Origin of the sequence: Lysinibacillus sp. CD3-6, from assembly GCF_006351725.2 — a bacterium.
In the GTDB taxonomy this organism is placed as follows: Bacteria; Bacillota; Bacilli; order Bacillales_A; family Planococcaceae; genus Lysinibacillus.
The window spans coordinates 1447882-1466714 of the sequence record NZ_CP085880.1; the positions used below are offsets into that span (position 1 = coordinate 1447882).

Annotated in this window: 18 protein-coding genes and 1 riboswitch; of the genes, 11 read left to right on the forward strand and 7 right to left on the reverse strand. The window is 36.7% G+C overall.

The window, feature by feature from the left end; translation table 11 throughout:
- The first annotated feature begins 167 nt into the window (after positions 1 to 167).
- From sigX to FH508_RS06840, 4 genes are all read left to right on the forward strand, one after another.
- Positions 168 to 701, forward strand: a complete 534-nt coding sequence (gene sigX, locus FH508_RS06825; protein ID WP_173478274.1) for an RNA polymerase sigma factor SigX — start codon at positions 168 to 170, stop codon at positions 699 to 701.
- A complete protein-coding gene (locus tag FH508_RS06830) occupies positions 698 to 1996 on the forward strand; it encodes an RNA polymerase subunit sigma (protein ID WP_173478275.1) in 1299 nt (432 codons plus the stop codon). Before sigX ends, FH508_RS06830 begins: the two co-directional genes overlap by 4 nt.
- 313 nt (positions 1997 to 2309) lie before the next feature.
- A riboswitch (FMN riboswitch) is annotated at positions 2310 to 2505 on the forward strand.
- A 226-nt stretch (positions 2506 to 2731) separates the two neighbouring features.
- The gene (locus FH508_RS06835) at positions 2732 to 3319 is read left to right on the forward strand and encodes an ECF transporter S component (RefSeq protein ID WP_173478276.1); all 588 of its coding nucleotides are present in this window, start codon (positions 2732 to 2734) and stop codon (positions 3317 to 3319) included.
- A 146-nt stretch (positions 3320 to 3465) separates the two neighbouring features.
- A complete protein-coding gene (locus FH508_RS06840) occupies positions 3466 to 4812 on the forward strand; it encodes a sodium-dependent transporter (RefSeq protein WP_173478277.1) in 1347 nt (448 codons plus the stop codon).
- A gap of 148 nt (positions 4813 to 4960) precedes the next feature.
- Here the strand turns inward: FH508_RS06840 and FH508_RS06845 are convergent, their stop codons facing one another.
- The 3 genes from FH508_RS06845 to FH508_RS06855 are packed head-to-tail and all read right to left on the reverse strand — an operon-like array spanning position 4961 to position 7526.
- Positions 4961 to 5347 (reverse strand): STAS domain-containing protein, encoded by a 387-nt coding sequence (locus tag FH508_RS06845; protein WP_173478278.1) that lies wholly within the window; start codon positions 5345 to 5347, stop codon positions 4961 to 4963.
- Positions 5348 to 5379: 32 nt separating this feature from the next.
- Positions 5380 to 7074, reverse strand: coding sequence for a methyl-accepting chemotaxis protein (locus FH508_RS06850; protein ID WP_173478279.1), 1695 nt, complete (start codon positions 7072 to 7074; stop codon positions 5380 to 5382).
- Between the two features lie 29 nt (positions 7075 to 7103).
- Positions 7104 to 7526, reverse strand: coding sequence for an ATP-binding protein (locus FH508_RS06855; protein WP_173478280.1), 423 nt, complete (start codon positions 7524 to 7526; stop codon positions 7104 to 7106).
- A gap of 866 nt (positions 7527 to 8392) precedes the next feature.
- Between FH508_RS06855 and glnA the strand changes: the two genes are divergently transcribed.
- The gene (gene glnA / locus FH508_RS06860; protein WP_173478281.1) at positions 8393 to 9727 is read left to right on the forward strand and encodes a type I glutamate--ammonia ligase; all 1335 of its coding nucleotides are present in this window, start codon (positions 8393 to 8395) and stop codon (positions 9725 to 9727) included.
- Between the two features lie 204 nt (positions 9728 to 9931).
- On the opposite strand, the gene FH508_RS06865 is transcribed toward glnA, so the two are convergent.
- Together FH508_RS06865 and FH508_RS06870 are read right to left on the reverse strand one after the other, a co-directional pair.
- Entirely contained in the window at positions 9932 to 10102 is a 171-nt protein-coding gene (locus FH508_RS06865) for a hypothetical protein (RefSeq protein WP_173478282.1), read from the reverse strand.
- Between the two features lie 460 nt (positions 10103 to 10562).
- Complete coding sequence (locus tag FH508_RS06870) at positions 10563 to 11420, reverse strand: PhzF family phenazine biosynthesis protein (RefSeq protein WP_173478283.1); 858 nt, start codon at positions 11418 to 11420, stop codon at positions 10563 to 10565.
- A 143-nt stretch (positions 11421 to 11563) separates the two neighbouring features.
- Between FH508_RS06870 and FH508_RS06875 the strand changes: the two genes are divergently transcribed.
- Positions 11564 to 11953: a tautomerase family protein gene (locus FH508_RS06875; RefSeq protein WP_173478284.1), complete on the forward strand. Its 390-nt coding sequence runs from the start codon at positions 11564 to 11566 to the stop codon at positions 11951 to 11953.
- A gap of 40 nt (positions 11954 to 11993) precedes the next feature.
- Positions 11994 to 12350, forward strand: coding sequence for a hypothetical protein (locus tag FH508_RS06880; protein ID WP_173478285.1), 357 nt, complete (start codon positions 11994 to 11996; stop codon positions 12348 to 12350).
- Between the two features lie 109 nt (positions 12351 to 12459).
- Here the strand turns inward: FH508_RS06880 and FH508_RS06885 are convergent, their stop codons facing one another.
- Positions 12460 to 13530 carry a branched-chain amino acid aminotransferase gene (locus FH508_RS06885; protein WP_228134423.1) on the reverse strand — a complete coding sequence of 357 codons (1071 nt, stop codon included), beginning with the start codon at positions 13528 to 13530 and terminating at the stop codon, positions 12460 to 12462.
- Between the two features lie 411 nt (positions 13531 to 13941).
- Between FH508_RS06885 and FH508_RS06890 the strand changes: the two genes are divergently transcribed.
- Entirely contained in the window at positions 13942 to 14805 is an 864-nt protein-coding gene (locus FH508_RS06890) for an AraC family transcriptional regulator (RefSeq protein ID WP_173478566.1), read from the forward strand.
- A 158-nt stretch (positions 14806 to 14963) separates the two neighbouring features.
- Here FH508_RS06890 and FH508_RS06895 read toward each other — a convergent pair whose 3' ends face one another.
- A complete protein-coding gene (locus FH508_RS06895; RefSeq protein WP_173478287.1) occupies positions 14964 to 15230 on the reverse strand; it encodes a phospholipase A2 family protein in 267 nt (88 codons plus the stop codon).
- 345 nt (positions 15231 to 15575) lie between these two features.
- Between FH508_RS06895 and FH508_RS06900 the strand changes: the two genes are divergently transcribed.
- The 3 genes from FH508_RS06900 to FH508_RS06910 all read left to right on the forward strand — a co-directional run bounded on the left by FH508_RS06900 (position 15576) and on the right by FH508_RS06910 (position 18810).
- Complete coding sequence (locus FH508_RS06900; protein ID WP_173478288.1) at positions 15576 to 16619, forward strand: DUF418 domain-containing protein; 1044 nt, start codon at positions 15576 to 15578, stop codon at positions 16617 to 16619.
- Positions 16620 to 16768: 149 nt separating this feature from the next.
- Complete coding sequence (locus FH508_RS06905; protein ID WP_173478289.1) at positions 16769 to 17515, forward strand: hypothetical protein; 747 nt, start codon at positions 16769 to 16771, stop codon at positions 17513 to 17515.
- 23 nt (positions 17516 to 17538) lie between these two features.
- Positions 17539 to 18810, forward strand: coding sequence for a glutathionylspermidine synthase family protein (locus FH508_RS06910; protein WP_173478290.1), 1272 nt, complete (start codon positions 17539 to 17541; stop codon positions 18808 to 18810).
- Positions 18811 to 18833: the final 23 nt, after the last annotated feature.

Consider the following 18833-nt stretch of genomic DNA (forward strand, 5'->3'; position numbering starts at 1 on the left):
ATTTGAAAAGTGTATTAGCTGACTTAATGCCAATGCCTGTAAGCTTTTTGCATGGAGGTTTATACAGGTATTTGGCACATAGTGAAATTTTAAAGCAAAACATTAATTACGATGTAACTTGTGCGAGCGTTAGACGACAAATACTATGAGAACGGGGGTGGAGTGCTTTGAATGACTCCGTGTTCCATCGATTATACGATTCATACCATCAAGATGTGTTCCAGTTTCTTATTTATCTAGTAAAAAATCGTACACTTGCTGAAGATCTATCACATGAGGTGTACGTTCGTGTTCTGCGTTCTTATGAACAATTTGCAGGAAATAGCAGTGAAAAAACATGGCTTTTTGCCATTGCAAAAAATGTCGCAATCGATCATTTTAGAAAGCAGGCAGTGCGGAAAAAACATTCGCTCGATTTTTTTGACTGGGAAACGGAACAATTACATTCAACCACACCATCACCAGAAGAAATGCTACAGGCCAGTGATGAATTAATGCAGATAGAGTCTGCGCTTGAAATTTGTACAGGAGATCAAAAAATGGTTATTATTATGCGCTATTTCCAAGATTTATCGATTGCTGAAACGGCGCAAATACTTGATTGGACAGAAGCGAAGGTTAAAACGACGCAACATCGAGCCATTAAGTTTTTAAGGCAACAGCTACAACAGGTAAGGGAACAGGAGGCGAAAAGGCAATGACTCATAAACAATTTGACAACGATGAACAACTAGAACAAATGTTGAAGAATGCCCCGAAGCTGACTGATGACCGTTCGAAAGAAGAAGTGCTGAAGCGATTGCTTGCAGATGCCCGTCTGCAAGATAATATACATCTTCAAGAAGCAATGCAACAACCGACAGATTCAAAAGTGCTTGAAGAACAAGAGCAGTCTATCGCTGTTCAAGAAAATGAAAGTATGAAGCCTGTGAAGCAGCGTAGAAAGAGTAAACTACCTATTTTTAGCAGTATTGCAGCAGTTTTTGTACTATCCGTAGCAGGGTACGTGTTTTTATCAAATAATAATCCAGTGAAGGACGAGGCAAACGCCCCCCCTGAAAACTTTTCTACGATGCAAGAGGATCAAGCAGTAACAGAAAGTGAAAATGCAGATGGTGTGATGAAAGCAAATATCGGTGCCGAACATGCAAGAATGCTATCCCTTCGTACATCGGTTTACGAAGAAGATTTAGCAAATGCAGTCGTATTTAGAATCGGCTTACCAGGTGGCAATGCTGATAGCATACCTATGACCTATGTTATCCCGAATGAAAAAATAACGGCTGATTTTGGAAAGAAAAAGCCGACAACACTACAAATGTATGAAAAATACGCACCACAAATTGATGAGGAAGCGCTAGGTTTTGCTAATTATCATCCATACAAAGGTGAGTTGAAAGAAGAAGGAGAGACGCTAGTTCACGTCTTACCTGAAAAAAATGATTACGATGTAGCGTCAGCTTCCGTAACAAAATATTTAAGCTCGTTAAAGGATACGTTTACCGACTCAGAATATAAAGCGATTTCGTTAAAAAATGCAGATGGTACTCCTTATGAATTCTCACAGGCTGGTGAGCCAAGTGAGCCTATTCAGTTAACGAAAGATCATCATTACAACTATTATTTATATACAGAAGAAAATGGGACTGAATATTTATCGCCCGACTTCCACCAAACGTATCCAACTGTTACAGAGGCACTTATTGCCATGCGTGATAAAAGAGATGATATTTATGTACCCGTTGTCCCTGAAAATGTAACATATACAGTGAAAGAAGAAGAGGGGGGCGTTGTCATCACATTTGACGCACCGCTTGATTTGACGACAATGGATGCAGTAAGAGCTACGCAATTAATCGAAGCAATGATGCTGACAGCTTCAAGCTTCGATAAAAAACTGCGCTTAGATAACGTCGTACAGGAGAGTTGGGAAGGCTTTGATTTAACAAAGTTTTTACCCATGCCTGTAGGGGCAAATAAACAAACGATGCAGTAACAAAGTACAGCAGCTATCTATTGGGAGATAGCTGCTTTTGTGTGTCTCCGTGTCGGAATAATGCTGGAGGGTGAATCGCGGAATCAGGGTGCTGGAACGCGGAATCTTGATGTCGAAGCGCGGAATTCGAGTGCTATAACGCGGAAATCAAGCTCTGAATCGCGGAATTCCAGTGTTAGAAAGCGGAATCCTTATGCTAAAACGGAATTCATCGCACACAGATTAAAACATACAAATTTAATCGGAATTTTTTAAGCAGAAGTATTTACTTTTGTGCGATAAAACATTATAGTTAATTTATAAAATAATATTGATTCATCTTCGGGGCAGGGTGAAAATCCCGACCGGCGGTAATAGAGTTGTAAATCGCTAGTGTATTACAAACTACATTAGCTCGTAAGATTTACTACATGGCTCTTCAGCCCGCGACCTGTGCAAAGATTTTTTTGCATGGCTGACTTGGTGTGATTCCAAGGCCGACAGTATAGTCTGGATGGGAGAAGATGAAGGTACGATCGTCATTCGTTGTTACGAATTAAGCTATGTGCGAACGTTTTTTTCAGTGTGTCTATGGATTGCACTGTTTGCACAAAAAAAGCTAGTAATGGCGCTATTTAATCATGCCTTTTCTCCCTTATGCTGATGTGCATAAGGGTTTTTTCGTGAAAAAACAATCGATTACGTCGTAACCTTTCTTCTTGCAAGATTGAATCAGCAAAGAGGAGAGAGTTTTCAATGAAGAAAAATATCAAACTGCAATCGTTTATTACGATTGGTATGCTGAGCAGTATCTCGTTTTTATTAATGCTATTTAATTTCCCAATTCCGCCGTTCCCAGCATTCTTAGAGGTGGATTTCAGTGATATGCCAGCTTTACTTGCTGCTATTACGATGGGTCCAGTAGCGGGTATTTTAGTAGAACTATTTAAAAATATATTGGATTGGATTTTCTCAGGTACGCCTACAGGGGTTCCAGTCGGTCATATTGCAAACTTTGTAACGGGTATATTATTTATTTTACCAGTATCATTTGTGTTTAATCGTTTTAAAACAATTGCAGGTCTCGTTGGAGGTTTGGCAACAGGAACAATCGTTATGGCAGTAGGTATGAGCGTTTTAAATTACGCAGTATTTTTACCGATGTACACGTATTTCTTAGGCATGGAGCCAGTAGTTGGCGATTCATTATATAAAATGATTATTGCAGGTATTTTGCCATTTAATATCGTCAAAGGTGTGCTCTTAACAGCGATTATGGCGTTACTGTTCACAACGATGCGCAGATGGATTGAGCAACAACGTACAATGTATTTATCAAAATAATAAATTAAGCCTCGAGTTTATTCTTACTCGGGGTTTTTTGTTTATAGATCCATTAGCATGTGAAATCTTTGGGAATTGACTAGTCTAAATTACTATTTTAATGTACAATTAATGTGAGATTAGTTAGATTTGAGGAGATTGAAGAGATGAGTGAAAACAATGGACAATGGTCCAGTAAGTTAGGGTTTATTTTAGCATCGGCGGGTGCTGCGATTGGGCTAGGGGCTATTTGGAAGCTACCTTATGTCACAGGTCAAAGTGGGGGAGGCGCATTTTTCCTTATATTTGTGGTGTTCACTTTGTTAATTGGCCTACCGATGTTATTATCTGAGTATATTTTAGGGCGTGGTACGCAATCGGAGGCGATTACAGCCTATAAAAAGGTAGTTCCAACGAAACCTGCTTGGGCTTGGGTTGGACGCATGGGTGTACTTGGCTGTTTTTTATTATTAACCTTTTACAGTGTTGTAGGGGGCTGGATATTTATATATAGTGGCCTAGGTGTATCAGGGGCTGTTATTGATTCTACGGTTAATCCGAGTGAACTATTTGGAAAAATTATTAGCACGCCGTGGATTACGTTATTAGGTTTAGCGTTATTTACACTGGTAAATGTACTCGTCATTTCGCTCGGTGTGCAAAATGGTATTGAAAAAGCAAATAAGTGGATGATGCCATTATTATTTGTGATGTTCATCGTTCTTGTTATTCGAGCATTAACATTAGATGGGGCAATGGAAGGTGTGAAATTCTTCCTATGGCCAGATTTTACAAATATAACGGGTAAGGCGCTATTAGAAGCATTAGGGCAGTCATTCTTTGGTTTGGCAGTCGGGTTCTCTTGTTTAGTTACATATAGTTCGTATTTGAAAAAGGATGTTAGTTTACCAAACTCAGCAGGTTCAGTAGTTATACTGACGGTGCTTGTGTCATTTTTAGCAGGACTAGCTATTTTCCCTGTAGTGTTTGCTTTTGATTTAGAGCCACAAGCTGGACCTGGCTTATTATTTATGGTGCTACCGACTGCATTTAGTCAAATGCCTTTTGGTGAAGTATTTTTAGCGCTGTTTTTATTACTGTTTTTATTTGCAACGTTAACGTCATCATTTAGTTTATATGAAATTATTGTTGCAGCATTTATAGAAAAGTGGCATATGTCACGTTCAGTCTTAACGTTGTTACTAGGAGTTATTGTCTTTATTGCTGCCATTCCGTCGGCTTTATCGTCTAGCTTGTTAGCAGATGTCTCTATTTTCGGGAAGTCGATTTTTGATGCTACTGATTATTTAGTGTCCAATTTAATGTTACCAATGGGCAACTTATTGATTGCGATATTTATTGCTTATGTAGTTGATAAAAGCTTTGTGAAAAAGGAATTGTTAATGGGAAGTCAAATGGGGCAGGGTTTTTATAAGACATATCGCATATTAATGTTAGTGGTCGTACCGATCGTTATTATCGTTGTTTTATTAAATATGCTTTTACAAAAATAATTGAAGAGTAAAATTGTGTGAGTGCCTGGCACTCGTGCGCGCAACGAAAGCCGCAACACTCGCTATCACGCGATTTGTTGCGGCTTTGTTTTGGGTTCTCGCAGAGGACTAGAAGAATTGAGAATTGTTTGCGTGCCTGGCACCTAATCTAATATTCACTTAGTGTGAGTTCACCTGACCAGCTTTTTTCTTTAATCATTTGCTGTGCTTGTAGTTCACTTTTTGCAATAGGGAATACTTTATCACATTGGGAGATAGCGAACAGTTTTCGAATAAATTCATCTGTCACAATAATGGCGATTTTCCGTTCGGTAATCATAACTTTCTTTGCGAAATTAATAATCATACCAAAACCAGTACTATCAATATTCGTGACATTTTGCATATCAATTATGTAGCCATGCTTTGGTTCTAAACTAATAGCATGAAGCTCTTCTTTTAGCTCATCGATTAATCCATATTCTAAATTACCTGTAAAAGCAATTGAAATGTAATCGGCTTTCGAATTAATATTTATCATATTATTCTTACTCATATTAGTGCTCCTCCATAGTATTTAGTGATCGATTAAAATTTAAATTTATTCACTTCGTTTTGAAGTTTTGTAGAAATTTCTTCCAATTCCTCTGATTTTAATGAGATTTCAGCTACAGTTGCATGTTGCTCTTCAGACGTAGCGGCCATTTCTTCAGAAGCCGCCGCAGAATCTTCAAGAATGCGTGAGATATCTTGTATTGCCTGTTGAACAGCTAATGAATTGTCACTGACATGCGTGAATGCGGATTTCATTTGGTTCACACCTTGTTCTGTTTCAACAACATGTTCAACGATTTCTTGTAAGGCATGTCCACCTTTGCTAATGATATTCACTTGTTCCTCTACTGCAAGTAAATTACTTTCCATAGTTCGAACGGTCACAGCGGTTTCGGCTTGTATGTTTTTAATTAAATCTGTAATTTGACCAGAAGCCATACTTGACTGCTCAGCGAGCTGACGAACTTCAGAGGCGACTACAGCAAAGCCCTTTCCTTGCTCTCCAGCTCGAGCAGCTTCGATGGCGGCGTTTAAGGCTAATAAATTTGTTTGCTCCGCAATACCAGTGATGACAGTTATAATACCACCTATTTCTTCAGAGCGTTTGCCTAGTTTTTGAATCGAATCGGTAGCATATGAAACCGTATGAGTGACTGTATTTAAATGTTTGATTGCTTCATTAATTGCATCTTCTCCTTTTCGAGCGATATAAGTAGATTGAATCGCCCTATTTAAAGTTGTTTCTGCCTTTTTTAAACTATTGGTTACTTCCTCGATCGTTTTTTTCATCATTATGACAATGCGTTCAGCCTGATCAGATTGAATGGTGGTACCATTTGAAATGTCGTTCATTGTTAAAGCAATTTGGTTTGAAGTTGCACTTGTTTGGTGTGATGATTCGGCTAATGTTTGCGAGGATGTAGCTATTTGATTTGCACTATGCGAGACAATGGTTATAGTTTCTGTTAAACGTTGTTTCATATGATGAAAGGCTTGGGCTAAATTGGCGATTTCATCATTTCCTTTAGGCTTTACTATTTTTACGTTTAAATTTAAATTAGCAAGTTCTTTAGCATTCAAACTTAATTGATTAATTGGTGCAATAATTTGGCGCTGTAAAAGCCAACTAATGCTGACAAACATTAAAATGGCAATACCTATTAAAATAGAAATATTTTCCATTACATATTTTTTAGCGATATTAATATAGGGCGCTGATGGTGTGCCAGTCGACCACATCCCAATGACCTCACCGTTGCTGTTCATAATCGGTTCGGTCGCTATTTGATACATTATCCCTAATACATTTGCTGAGCCGATATAACGTCCTTTCTGCTCTAATACCGTAGTAATAAGTTCTTCAGGAGCCTTTGTGTTTACTTGTCGCACACCATTTTCGACTACCGTTGTATTTACTCGTGTATCGTGCTGAAAGATGGTCACAATGTTACCGTCTGCTAGTTCTTCAATTTCATCCACAATGGCGAAATTATCATTAATTTTAATATCACCTTTAAACAATTCGTTATTTTTGATAGTCCAGTCGCCAGGTGCGATTACATCAAAATACTTAAAGCTTAACTGCAAGTCGGATAAAATTTTCGCATCCGCACTTTCTAAAAAATTCTTTTTTGCTCCAATATAATTAATGATTGCTAGTATGGATACCATTAGAAACATACAGGTAAAGATGAGTAAATTAATTTTTTTTCGTATCGTCCATTTCATTTAAAAGTCCCTCCAAATTTCAGATGTACTTATCCATGAATTTTCTTTGAAACACCGACTAAAAATTTTGTGTTCGAAATATGTTTAAACCAAATATGATCGACCATATTTTTAACAAAAAATAATCCTCGACCACGATCTGTGTAATTATATTGGTTAAAATCGAATTGTAAAGCCTTCATTAAATCATGTTTGGTAATGCCATTCGCTTCATCGGTGACAGTTAACATAATCTCCTCATCACCATGTGTAACATGAACTTCAATTGTGTTTAAAAGAGGGGTTGTACCGATTTTTTCCGTCGCTTCAACTGCATTAATGACTAGTTCATGTAAAACAAATCGTAATTCTCTACCAAAGGGTAAATTATAATGAGTTGTATAAATTTCCATTACCTTATCGATAAAATGAACTGCTTGTCGATTTGCTTGAACTCGCAGTGTAAATTTCATTACCAATCACCTATCTTGTACGTGAAATTACATTACATTTTCGCAAATGATGTAAGTAAAGTTAAATAGGTCATCGCCATTATATTGAGAAAGAATAGGAATGAAAACGCATGTCTAAACCCAACCAGTATAATAGGTATTGTGTTTTCTATACATTAGCGGTGTTTAAGAAATTCACGTATTTTAAGATTACTAACTGAGAGTTAATGTCATTTCTATAAAAAATAGTTATGTGTGATAAAGGAATGAATATCGTTGACTAATACGGTTTTCACCCTATGGTTTGTGTCACCCCTATAGCAGTAAAAAGCTTGTAAGTCTATGTATCTTCTGAATATATGGATACTTAATGTTGGTGACAGTGGAATTTTAAGGCGATGCGCATTCATTTGCCTGGAGTTTGCGAAGTTTACTTCAATTTGGTAGTTTAGACCATTTGAAACGGAGTTTTGTTTGGTACTGGATGGAATCAAAAGGCCTTTATCCACCGACGTCATTATTATAAAAGCTACTTTCGAATAATTCAATTACTTTAATAGGGATTGATATATAAAATAGTGAAAATATCCTGTAAGGTACTATTTAAATTATATTTCGCTTATAATGTACCAGTAAAATATAAATAATGCAAGGCTAATGTTCTATATGAGGATTGTTTAATTAATCATTAAGTTTTATTTTGGCGGAAAGATAAATGTAGGTCTAATCTAATATATCTATACATCTAAAATAAAGATAGTTTTATTCGAAAAAATGTATGTAAGAAAACCTTACATGCCCATTGCGCTTGTTTGTTGTTTTAGTGTACTTTAAAAGCAGTTATAAAAAAACACGTTAAGAAAAATGACAAATTGGAGTGGTGAAGAATGAAACATCATACAAAAGATGATATTATCCGCATGGTGAAAGAAGAAAATGTGAAATTTATTCGCCTACAATTTACTGATATATTGGGCTCAATAAAAAATGTGGAAGTACCAGTTAGTCAATTAGCGAAAGCATTAGACAATAAGGTCATGTTTGATGGATCATCAATTGAAGGGTTTGTTCGTATTGAGGAGTCTGATATGTATTTACGCCCTGACTTAGATACATTCGTTATCTTTCCTTGGACAGCAGAAAGAGGTAAGGTAGCGCGCTTTATCTGTGATATTGCACGACCAGATGGTACAGCGTTTGAAGGTGATCCACGCTCCAATCTTAAGCGCGTATTAAAGGAAATGGAAGAGTTAGGCTTTAGCTCGTTTAACCTTGGTCCAGAGCCAGAATTTTTCTTATTCAAACTGGATGAAAAAGGGCATCCAACGCTTGAATTAAATGATAGCGGAGGGTATTTCGATTTAGCACCTACTGATTTAGGCGAGAACTGTCGGCGTGATATTGTGCTTGAGTTAGAGGGCATGGGCTTTGAAATTGAAGCGTCTCACCACGAAGTCGCACCTGGTCAGCACGAAATTGATTTTAAATATGCAAGTGCTATTGAAGCGTGCGATAATATTCAAACGTTCAAACTAGTCGTAAAGACAGTAGCAGCACAGCATGGATTACATGCAACCTTTATGCCAAAACCGCTATTTGGTGTGAATGGCTCAGGGATGCATTTCAATCTTTCATTGTTTGAAGGAGATAAAAATGCCTTCTATGATGAACATGCAGAATTACAATTAAGCGAGACGGCTCGCAGCTTTATGGCAGGGATTATGAAGCATGTTCACGGCTTTACAGCAGTGACAAACCCTCTAGTAAATTCATATAAACGTTTAGTCCCAGGCTATGAGGCACCATGCTATGTAGCTTGGTCAGCTCAAAACCGCTCACCACTTATTCGCATCCCAGCAGCACGAGGACTTTCAACTCGTATCGAATTACGTTCTGTTGACCCCGCGGCGAACCCCTATTTAGCGATGGCTGTTATTTTAGCATCTGGACTTGATGGGATACGGAAAGGTTTAACACCTCCAGATGCTGTGGATCGAAATATTTATAAAATGAATCGCGCGGATCGTGAATTAAATGGCATAGATAGTTTACCTTCTTCTCTAGAATACGCCCTACTTGAACTAGAGATGGATCATACTGTACGCGACGCACTTGGCAATCATATATTTGAGAAGTTCACAGAAGCGAAGGAAATCGAATGGAACAAATACCGCACACGCGTCCACGACTGGGAACGTGATGAATATTTGACGATGTATTAGGAAGGGGTTATCGGCGATTGACACGGGGTAACCGGCGACTTCTTGAGTTTTATCGGCGATTGACACGGGGTAACCGGCGATTTCTTGAGTTTTATCGGCGATTGACAAGAGGTAACCAGTGATTACTACGATGATTTCAACGTTTTAAAACCAGCTCTAGTTATTTGAGCTGGTTTTTTATGGCTAATGAATTTTAAGGAAGTCTTACTCCTTTGAAGTGTCATCCGTTTTATTTTCGTCATCCATGTGATCTTTATGTGTTGAAGGTGCTTCAGTATCGTTGGGTTCTGTTTTGTCTTCTTTCGATGTACCACAACCGAACAGTAATCCTGTTGTTAAAATTGCTGTAAAAGTACCGATAATTAATTTTTTCATAGTTCACCTCATAATAGATTTTGATAAGTTATTCTTGCCCTAAAGTATGACTGTATATTCAATGCAAAAATCAAAAAAGTAAAGTTACTGAAGTAACCTGTGCACTTGGATTAATGAAGTCAACCACAAAAAAGAGCGTTAATCCTTCTTGGATAAACGCCCCATTGTTTACTTCATAGAATTTCGCACTTTCTCAGGAATCATGACTACTTCAGTTTGTAACTCTACAGGTTAAAAGGTCTTATTTTTTCATACAAGCCGTTTTTCAGGGGAATTAATTCAACGCTCTGAAGAAAGTCACGAGCATCGATTCTTTGATTGTAATAACCTACCGCATTTAAACATTCATCAAGCTCGATTTATTCAAGATTGGGTAAACAACCAAGTAACGCGTAATGGAGTCGATCTGCAAATTCCATTACGCAGTTTAGTGGCGTTCTCTAGTCCATATAGTTCCCGCTTAGTATAGCTTACCTTTTGTTAATATAACTGCATTCCCACCGACCATTACACGTGGATTATTTTTATGTATTAATTTAGTCATAATCGTAGAAGGTCTGCCCATGCTTTCCCCTTGCAAGAATTTGTACTCTTGATTAAATTCGTTTAATACTTGGTTATGGAAAAGATAATAGGTTAATGCAGCATTTGAAGTACCTGTGGCAGCTTCTTCATCAATCCCATAGAGTGGGCAAAAGTTTCGACTCTCCGCAATTCCTTCTGCTGTGTCGAGCGTAAATGCATGGACTCCTCCTATGTTATTAATTTTTGAAAAATCAGCAAGTGCTTTAAAATCAGGATTTAACGCATGCAAAGCATCTTTTGTTTTTATTGGAAGCATAATATCCCAAAGTCCTGTACTTGCGGCTTGAGGTACTAAATTAAACGTTTGATCGCCTATTTGGCTTTTATTTATTTTGAAAAGCGCTGATAAGGAATCGTAATCATCAAATATTTTTCCAAGCTTAGGTTCAGCTTGCTCCATCATAATGAATGATTGTTTTAGCTCAACGGCAAGAGTGCCAGCGAGTGTTTTCATATAGTAAGTATTGTTATCTTCAATTGCTTTGCTATCAAGTAGTGCTTTGAAGGAGGCAACTGTTGCATGCCCGCAAAGATTCACCTGTGAAGTCGGAGTGAAAAATTTGATTTCAAAATTTTTATTGTCTATTTTTTTAATAAAGGCTGTTTCTGAAAAGCGAACTTCAGTCGCGAATTTTTGCATAAACACTTCATTTAAATTTTCGTGGATAACGACACCAGCAGGATTCCCGCTAAACATTGTTTCAGTAAAAGCATCGATTACATAATATAACAAATCTATTTCCCCTTTTAATAATTATTTCGTAATTTTATTTTAACAATAAATAGTACACGATTGCTTGCAAAAGGGTATAAAGGAATATCTTAATTTTTTATAGAATAGAAATGAGAAGGTTAAAATAGAAAGGTGAGATAAGGGTGGGACAAATTAAGATTTATGGTGTTAAGGACAAATTAAATCCGATTAAGGAAACGTTATCGACTATTATTCATTCTTGTATGATGGAGGCATTAGCATATCCAGCAGATAAGAAATTTCATCGTTTTTTCCCAATGGACAAAGAAGATTTTTACTTTCCAAGTGAAAGAACTGAAGCCTATACCATTATTGAAATTAGTATGTTCGAAGGTCGAACGATGGAAACGAAAAAACATTTACTCGCATTGCTATTTGAAAAAATTAACAATCAATTGAGTATAGCTCCTCAAGATATAGAAATTACTATTTTTGAAACACCAAAGCATAACTGGGGGATAAGAGGACTACCTGGGGATGAGTTAGCATTGAATTATAAAGTTAATGTTTGATTTTTCTTAGACGATTAATAAACTAGAAGAGGTGAACATTGTGCTAAGAAAAGGCTACTTCATAGACAAGGAAAAAAATCAGATTTATAACAATGAAGTAGTAGTGGCAAGTAAAGTCTACTCTAATAATATTACGTTACAGGAACTTGGACAAATGATTTTTAATGGCGTAGTAGAAGACATATTTATCTGTAACTATCAAACGGAACGAAAAAGTACATTAGAGCGTTTATTCATACAGGATGTTAAGTCAGAATGGAATACTAAGTATAAAAATAACATTTGCCTTGATGATGAGGCATCTTTAAATGATTTCCCAAATGGATATTGCTTTTTTGTTGAGCTTTGGGAAAGCGAAAAAGGTACAACGATTTTGGTATTATTTCAATATCATTAAAGGTCAAAAAAGGGGAGATGATTATATTAGTGGCTTATGTTGTGCTACAAAAACGACAGTAAAAAAGTGTTAGATTGACCGCGGCCAATCTAACACTTTTTGTATATTTTTATAATTTAATCGTCCAACCAAATGTATCTTCAAGCGTGCCATTTTGGATGCCTGTTAATGTATCGTAAAGCATCTGAGAAACTTCACCAATCTCACCATTATTAATGACTATTTTTTCATCTTGCCATTTTAATTCTCCGACTGGCGAAATAACCGCTGCTGTTCCAGTACCAAATGCTTCTTCCAAAGTGCCGTTATGATAAGCCTCTACCACTTCGTCGATTGAAATGCGACGCTCCTCGACTGGAATGTTTTTCGCCTTCAATACTTGAAGCATTGAATTACGTGTAATTCCTGGTAAGATGCTCCCGTTTAATGCTGGTGTGATAACTGTTCCATTTATTTTGAAGAAAATATTCATGCTGCCTACTTCTTCGATGTAACGGTGTTCTTTACCGTCTAACCATAATGTTTGAGAGTAGCCTTCCTTATGGGCAATTTCTTGTCCTTTTAGCGCACTCGCATAGTTACCAGCTGTTTTTGCTTCGCCAGTTCCACCAGCAACAGCACGTACAAAATGTTGTTCCACCATGATTTTTACTGGATTAATGCCCTCTTTATAATAAGAGCCTGATGGAGACATAATGATAATAAATTTATAATTATTAGAAGGGTGTACGCCTAAGTGTGGCTCCGTAGCAATAATAAATGGACGGATATAAAGAGATGTTCCTGGTGCCTTAGGAACCCACTCACGATCCAATGCTACTAACTGCTTTAACGCCTCTAACGCCAATTCTTCATCAATTGCTGGAATGACAATACGCTCATTCGAATGATTTAAGCGGCTAAAATTACGGTCAGGACGGAATAAAAGTACTTCATTATCCACTGTTGCATATGCTTTTAATCCTTCAAATACAGCTTGTCCATAATGGAAAACTGCTGCAGAAGGATCTATAGAAAGCGGCTGATACGGGATAATGCGTGGATCATGCCAGCCCTTGCCTTCTGTATAATCGACTATAAACATATGATCTGTAAAAAATTGACCAAAACCTAATTGGTCTACTGCTGGTTTTTCTTTTGGGTTTGTTGTTATTTCTTTTGTTATCTCTAACATCGTCATATCCTCCGCGTATTGTGTCATTAGATGAAATATCTATAATACTTAATAATACTGTTTATTTGGAATTAATTAAATACTAAGAATCTACTAATAATTAATAAAATTGCTCATTTATATACTTTCCTCAATAAATATCCACATTGAAAAGTTTTAAACCGTAGTGATTTGCGATAGGCTGTCACTTTCAGCTCACTAAAATGTTTATCCTTCTACTTAAAATTTTGATATTATTGGGTCTTATAAAAAATTATGATTGAAGCAGTAGCACTTTTAAGTAAAGGTTTGGAAAATGGGTGATATGTAGTAGACTATGCATACAACCGAGGGAACCAGTCCAAAGATAGCATAAAAAGACAGGAAGAAAAAACTAAAATTCGATATTCTTTAAACAAGGAGTGAGAGCATTTGAGTTTGAGTTGGATTGAGTCGATTCAAAAGGCAATAAATTATATAGAAGAGCATTTACAAGAAACGATTACAATGGAGCAAATTGCAAACGAAGTGAATGCATCTGTTTTTCATTTTCAACGAACATTTTCTATTTTAACGGATATGTCAATTGCAGATTATATTCGACGAAGAAGGTTGACATTAGCAGCACAGGAGTTAATTAATACTGACATCAAAGTAATCGATCTCGCCTTCCAATATGGCTACGACTCTCCTGAAGCTTTTACAAAAGCATTTCGAAAGCAACATAATGTAACACCGAGTGAAGCACGAAAACAGCAAGGACCATTACAATCATATAACCGCCTCGTAATCCAGGTGAGTCTGAAGGGAGCAGAACCAATGAAATATAATATTGTAGAAAAAGAGAAGTTCCAAGTTGTAGGAATGAAAAGAACGTATAATTGCCAAAATGGCGAGAATTTGCAGGGCATACCTCTATTTTGGGATGAAGTGAATCGTCAAGGAATAGACGAGCAATTATTTGCACTGAATGACGGACAAATTAAAGGGGTACTTGGTGTTTGTGTTCCCGACGAAAACTATAAAGAAAATAATTTAATGGATTATTGGATTGGGACAGATCACATAGGGGATGTACCAGAAAATTTATTTGCGATGGAAGTGCCAGCATCGAAATGGGTTGTGTTTGAAGTACATGGTCCGATGCCAGATGCGATGCAAAATGCATGGAAGCAAATTTTCTCTGAATGGTTCCCATCCAATCCGTATGAGCCTGCTGGTACAGCAGAATTAGAGGTTTATACGGAGGAGGACCCATCAAGCGAAAATCTTTATTCGGAAATTTGGATCCCGATTAAGTAAAAGTACCCGTGGAGTGTCAGGCACTCAAACAATTAGTAGACTTTTTACAAAATAGCACAAAACAAAAGCCGCAACATACCACGCATTAGCGTGAGTTGCGGCTTTCGTGTGTGCCCGTAGCAGTGTCAGGCACGCAAACAATTCTGAAAACAAAACACCTATAAAAAATTATTACGTAAATTAAAAACTTTGTGGAAAAGTCTAGCATCTCTCCCCATTTTACTGTTTGTGTTCATATGTGCTAATAAACATTGCTGAAACAATTCATCGCAGTTTTTTGTTCTGCCGTATTTTGAATAACATTCATCATGCTTTTTGCAGCAAGAATCAACAGCATTTGTTGGTGAACCAGGTCCTGAACATCCAGGTCCGCAATATTTATAGCCAGGATAACAAAATCTTAATCTTCTATTCCTCTTCACCATGGTCACCTCTTTTCAGAAATAGTTTATCTACTATAAATTATGTTGACTTAACTTTTGAAAAGGGATGAAAAACTAGTGACAACGCAAAAAAGAATGAAAGGACTTTCCCATTCAACTAGCTATTGGTGTATTCGATTGTGCTTATAAGTATAAGGTCTAGGAAATGAAAACAGACCATTTTTATTCTTTGAATAAGAAACTACCATTTTACATAAATCGTTAAAATGAATGAAAATCCTGCAGTTAAGGTTTTTGTAAGCTAATCAAAAAACTGCTGTAAGGTTGCGTAGCTATAATAGCCAAGACGAATGAAAATAAAGTAGTAAAAATAAGGAGTTGTACAGCATGAATCCATCCGTTTCGCAAAAAGAAAGAATTATAGCCTTAGATATTATTCGTGGTTTAGCATTGTTTGGGATTTTATTTATTAATGTAGGTGCCTACCAATTGATAGTTGAGGGCGTAGCGTTGCCTCCATATAGTAAATTCAATAGTATAATTGATACGCTTATTGATATTTTCATTGAGAAAAAATTCTTTTCCATTTTTTCATTTCTTTTCGGTGTCGGTTTTTATATTTTTGCTTCCCGTGCTGAAGCAAGAGGTGATAAGCCGCGGTTGCGTTTTGCAAGACGTTTACTAGCGCTATTTGTTATTGGGGTTGTTCATATCTTTATTTTCTGGGGCTCCATTTTGTCTATATATGCAGTCATTGGTCTTTTCTTATTACCATTTTATCGGGCGAAGATTTCTACAATTCGCAACTGGCTTTTTGGCATTATTGCTGTATACATTATCAGCATACTTGGACAAATGTTTTTGCCGAACTTACGTATCCTTTCATCAATTTTTAATATATTCGGAAATGATATTTTAACTATTTTTATTATGTTTTTAACAGGTTTTCTAGTTGCAAAAGCAGACTGGATAAGCAACGTAAGACAGCATGCTAAACAAATAAAAGCGGTGCTCTATGTAACTTTTCCTATAGTAATCGCTATATCTAGTTGGATTTGGATTGCATCTCAAAATGAGGATCCGAAACTTCATTTACTATTAGGTTTAGGAGTAGTCCCGACTACGTACTTTTATTTAGCTTGTTTATTCCTTATTTTAGAAAATAGAAAAATAGTAACTTTTTTAAAGCCGATTGGTCGTGTCGGACAAATGGCATTCACAAATTATATTGCTCAAAGTTTTATAGGGTTAGCTATTATCGCTCTATTGGGGCTTGAAGTGCCCTCGACTTCCTATATTGTCATTATAGCCATGATGATTTTTATAATTCAAATCCTCTTTAGTGTCATTTGGTTTAAGTTTTTTAAAATAGGACCATTGGAAAAAATGTGGAGATGGATGACATACGGAAAAAACATACCAACAAAATAATAATTTTAACGTCAGAGCACCATTGCTTTGGCGTTTTTTAATCGGAATAGTATTGTGCTATTATTTTATAGTATAAATTTGTAAGCTAAATGAAACTAAATGTTAGGTTATTCGTAAAATAGGTATTGGAAAATAAGGAGCGTACGATTATGGCAAAACAAGTAAAAAAATATATGGCAGTGACCACTGCATCATTTCTGGTCATGCAATTAGCAGCGTGTGGCGACACGGAATCACAAGCAATTGAAGAATCTAATGAACCAGTCAAGACAACGAATACGTCAGAAAATAATAATCAACCTACTAGTGATGAGGATTTACTTAATGTACATAACAGCGAAATGGCTGATGCGTGTGATGAATGGCAAGAAGGTGAGGATGGTTCGTTTGAATGTTTAGATGAAAATTCACCGTATTACGCCCAGCATTTCTTTAATGGCTTAATGTATGCTACTGCTGGTGCGATGATTGGAAGTGCCATTTATAAAAGCCGCAATTTAAAAAATGGAACGGATAAAGACGATTATAGTAGGGGTTCGGCAGGAGCTGCGACAACGACTACCAATAAGTCGAACACTCCAAAAGCGGATTCAAATGGCATTACAACGGGGGGCTCCTCTTCAACTTCAACTGGTATAACAACAAGTGGTTCTAGTTCTACTACTAAGGAATCTACTACAAATAGTTCGACATCAAATAGCTCAACGTCTAGTGGCACGAATACTAATACGAATAACACGAATTCATATTCAAGTGGTCAGCGTTCGTATTCGAATAGTTCAGGCTCATCTTCAAATAATACGAGTTCATCTAATTCGTATTCGAATAGCTCATCATCTGGAAAATCAGGTTTTGGATCAGGAGGCGCATCTAGGGGAGGCTCTTCTTCGTCTTAACGATTGAAAAAGGAGAATTCTCGATGGAACATGATATTTATTGTAAACAACGGCAATTATTCTATTGCCAATTTCCAAATTTCTTTTCTGATTTTGAAGATTTAGAGTACGCGTTATATGATGTGATGGAGCTGCCGAAGGAGAAAATTGATGAGATTTATTATGCTTCAAACATTCTTTGGCAAATATTTTTAAAAGTGGGAAAGCAATTTAAACATTTAACAGCTGAACAGCTTGTTGCTCTTGGCATTCGTTCAGAAATGATACCGTATATTGGGTTAGATTATTTACAACAGCAGTCTATACTTGCTCGCTTTGATTTTATTTGTACTGAGGATGGCAACATTAAATGTCTTGAACTGAATGGTGAAACGCCATTTCTTGTACAAGAAACGTTTGAAATGAATGACCAACTTTGTCAACACTTTCAATTAGTAAATCCTAATGATGTGACTGCACTACATAAAACATTATCTGGTGCACTTTTTGCTGCTATGCATTATTTAGATGATGTGAAAAAGCCTACAATCGTCATTACAGGTAAAACGGCACAACAGGATTATGAGGAGTATTGTCAGGTGCAGTTTTTGAAAACATGTGTGCCATTTGATATTGAATATGTACCTATCGACAAGCTAATTATTTTTTCAGAGGATACGCCCGACGCAAAGAGAGGGCTCTATACGCCTTCAATGGACAGAATTGATATTTTGTATCGCCCTGCACATCCCGTAGAATTTATTATAGATGATTTATCACCTGATGGGGAAAGAATCGGTTTGCAATTACTGGACCTTGTGAAAGATCGTCAGCTTGCGATTATAAATGCTCCAGCGGCATATGTTCTACAATCGAAAATTTTGTTGTGGCTAATTTGGGAGCGTAAAAATGATCCGCTACTATTTACTGCGGAAGAGCGTGCTGCAATTACTAAATATATGTTACCAACGTTTATATCCGCAGAGCCATTTTTAGCAGATGGAGTGCCTTATGTAAAAAAGCCAGTCTATTCTCGTGAAGGAAATACGGTTGAAATTTATGCGAGTAATGGTTCTAAAACAAATGGTTCTGCGTACAATCATTATGATGATAATTTGTTTATTTACCAGCAATACGTAGAAATGCCCTCAATCAACATTCAACAAGCAGATGGTTTCCATTCTAAGAAATGGCTAATCGGTTCTTTTATTGCAGATAATCGTGCATGTGGCTTGTCTTGTAGAGTAGGCAATCAAATTACAGAATGGGATTCCCATTGGCTAGCTGTCGGCTATAAAGCTGTCCTTTTAAAGTAAAAATCCACTTAGCTTTCCATATA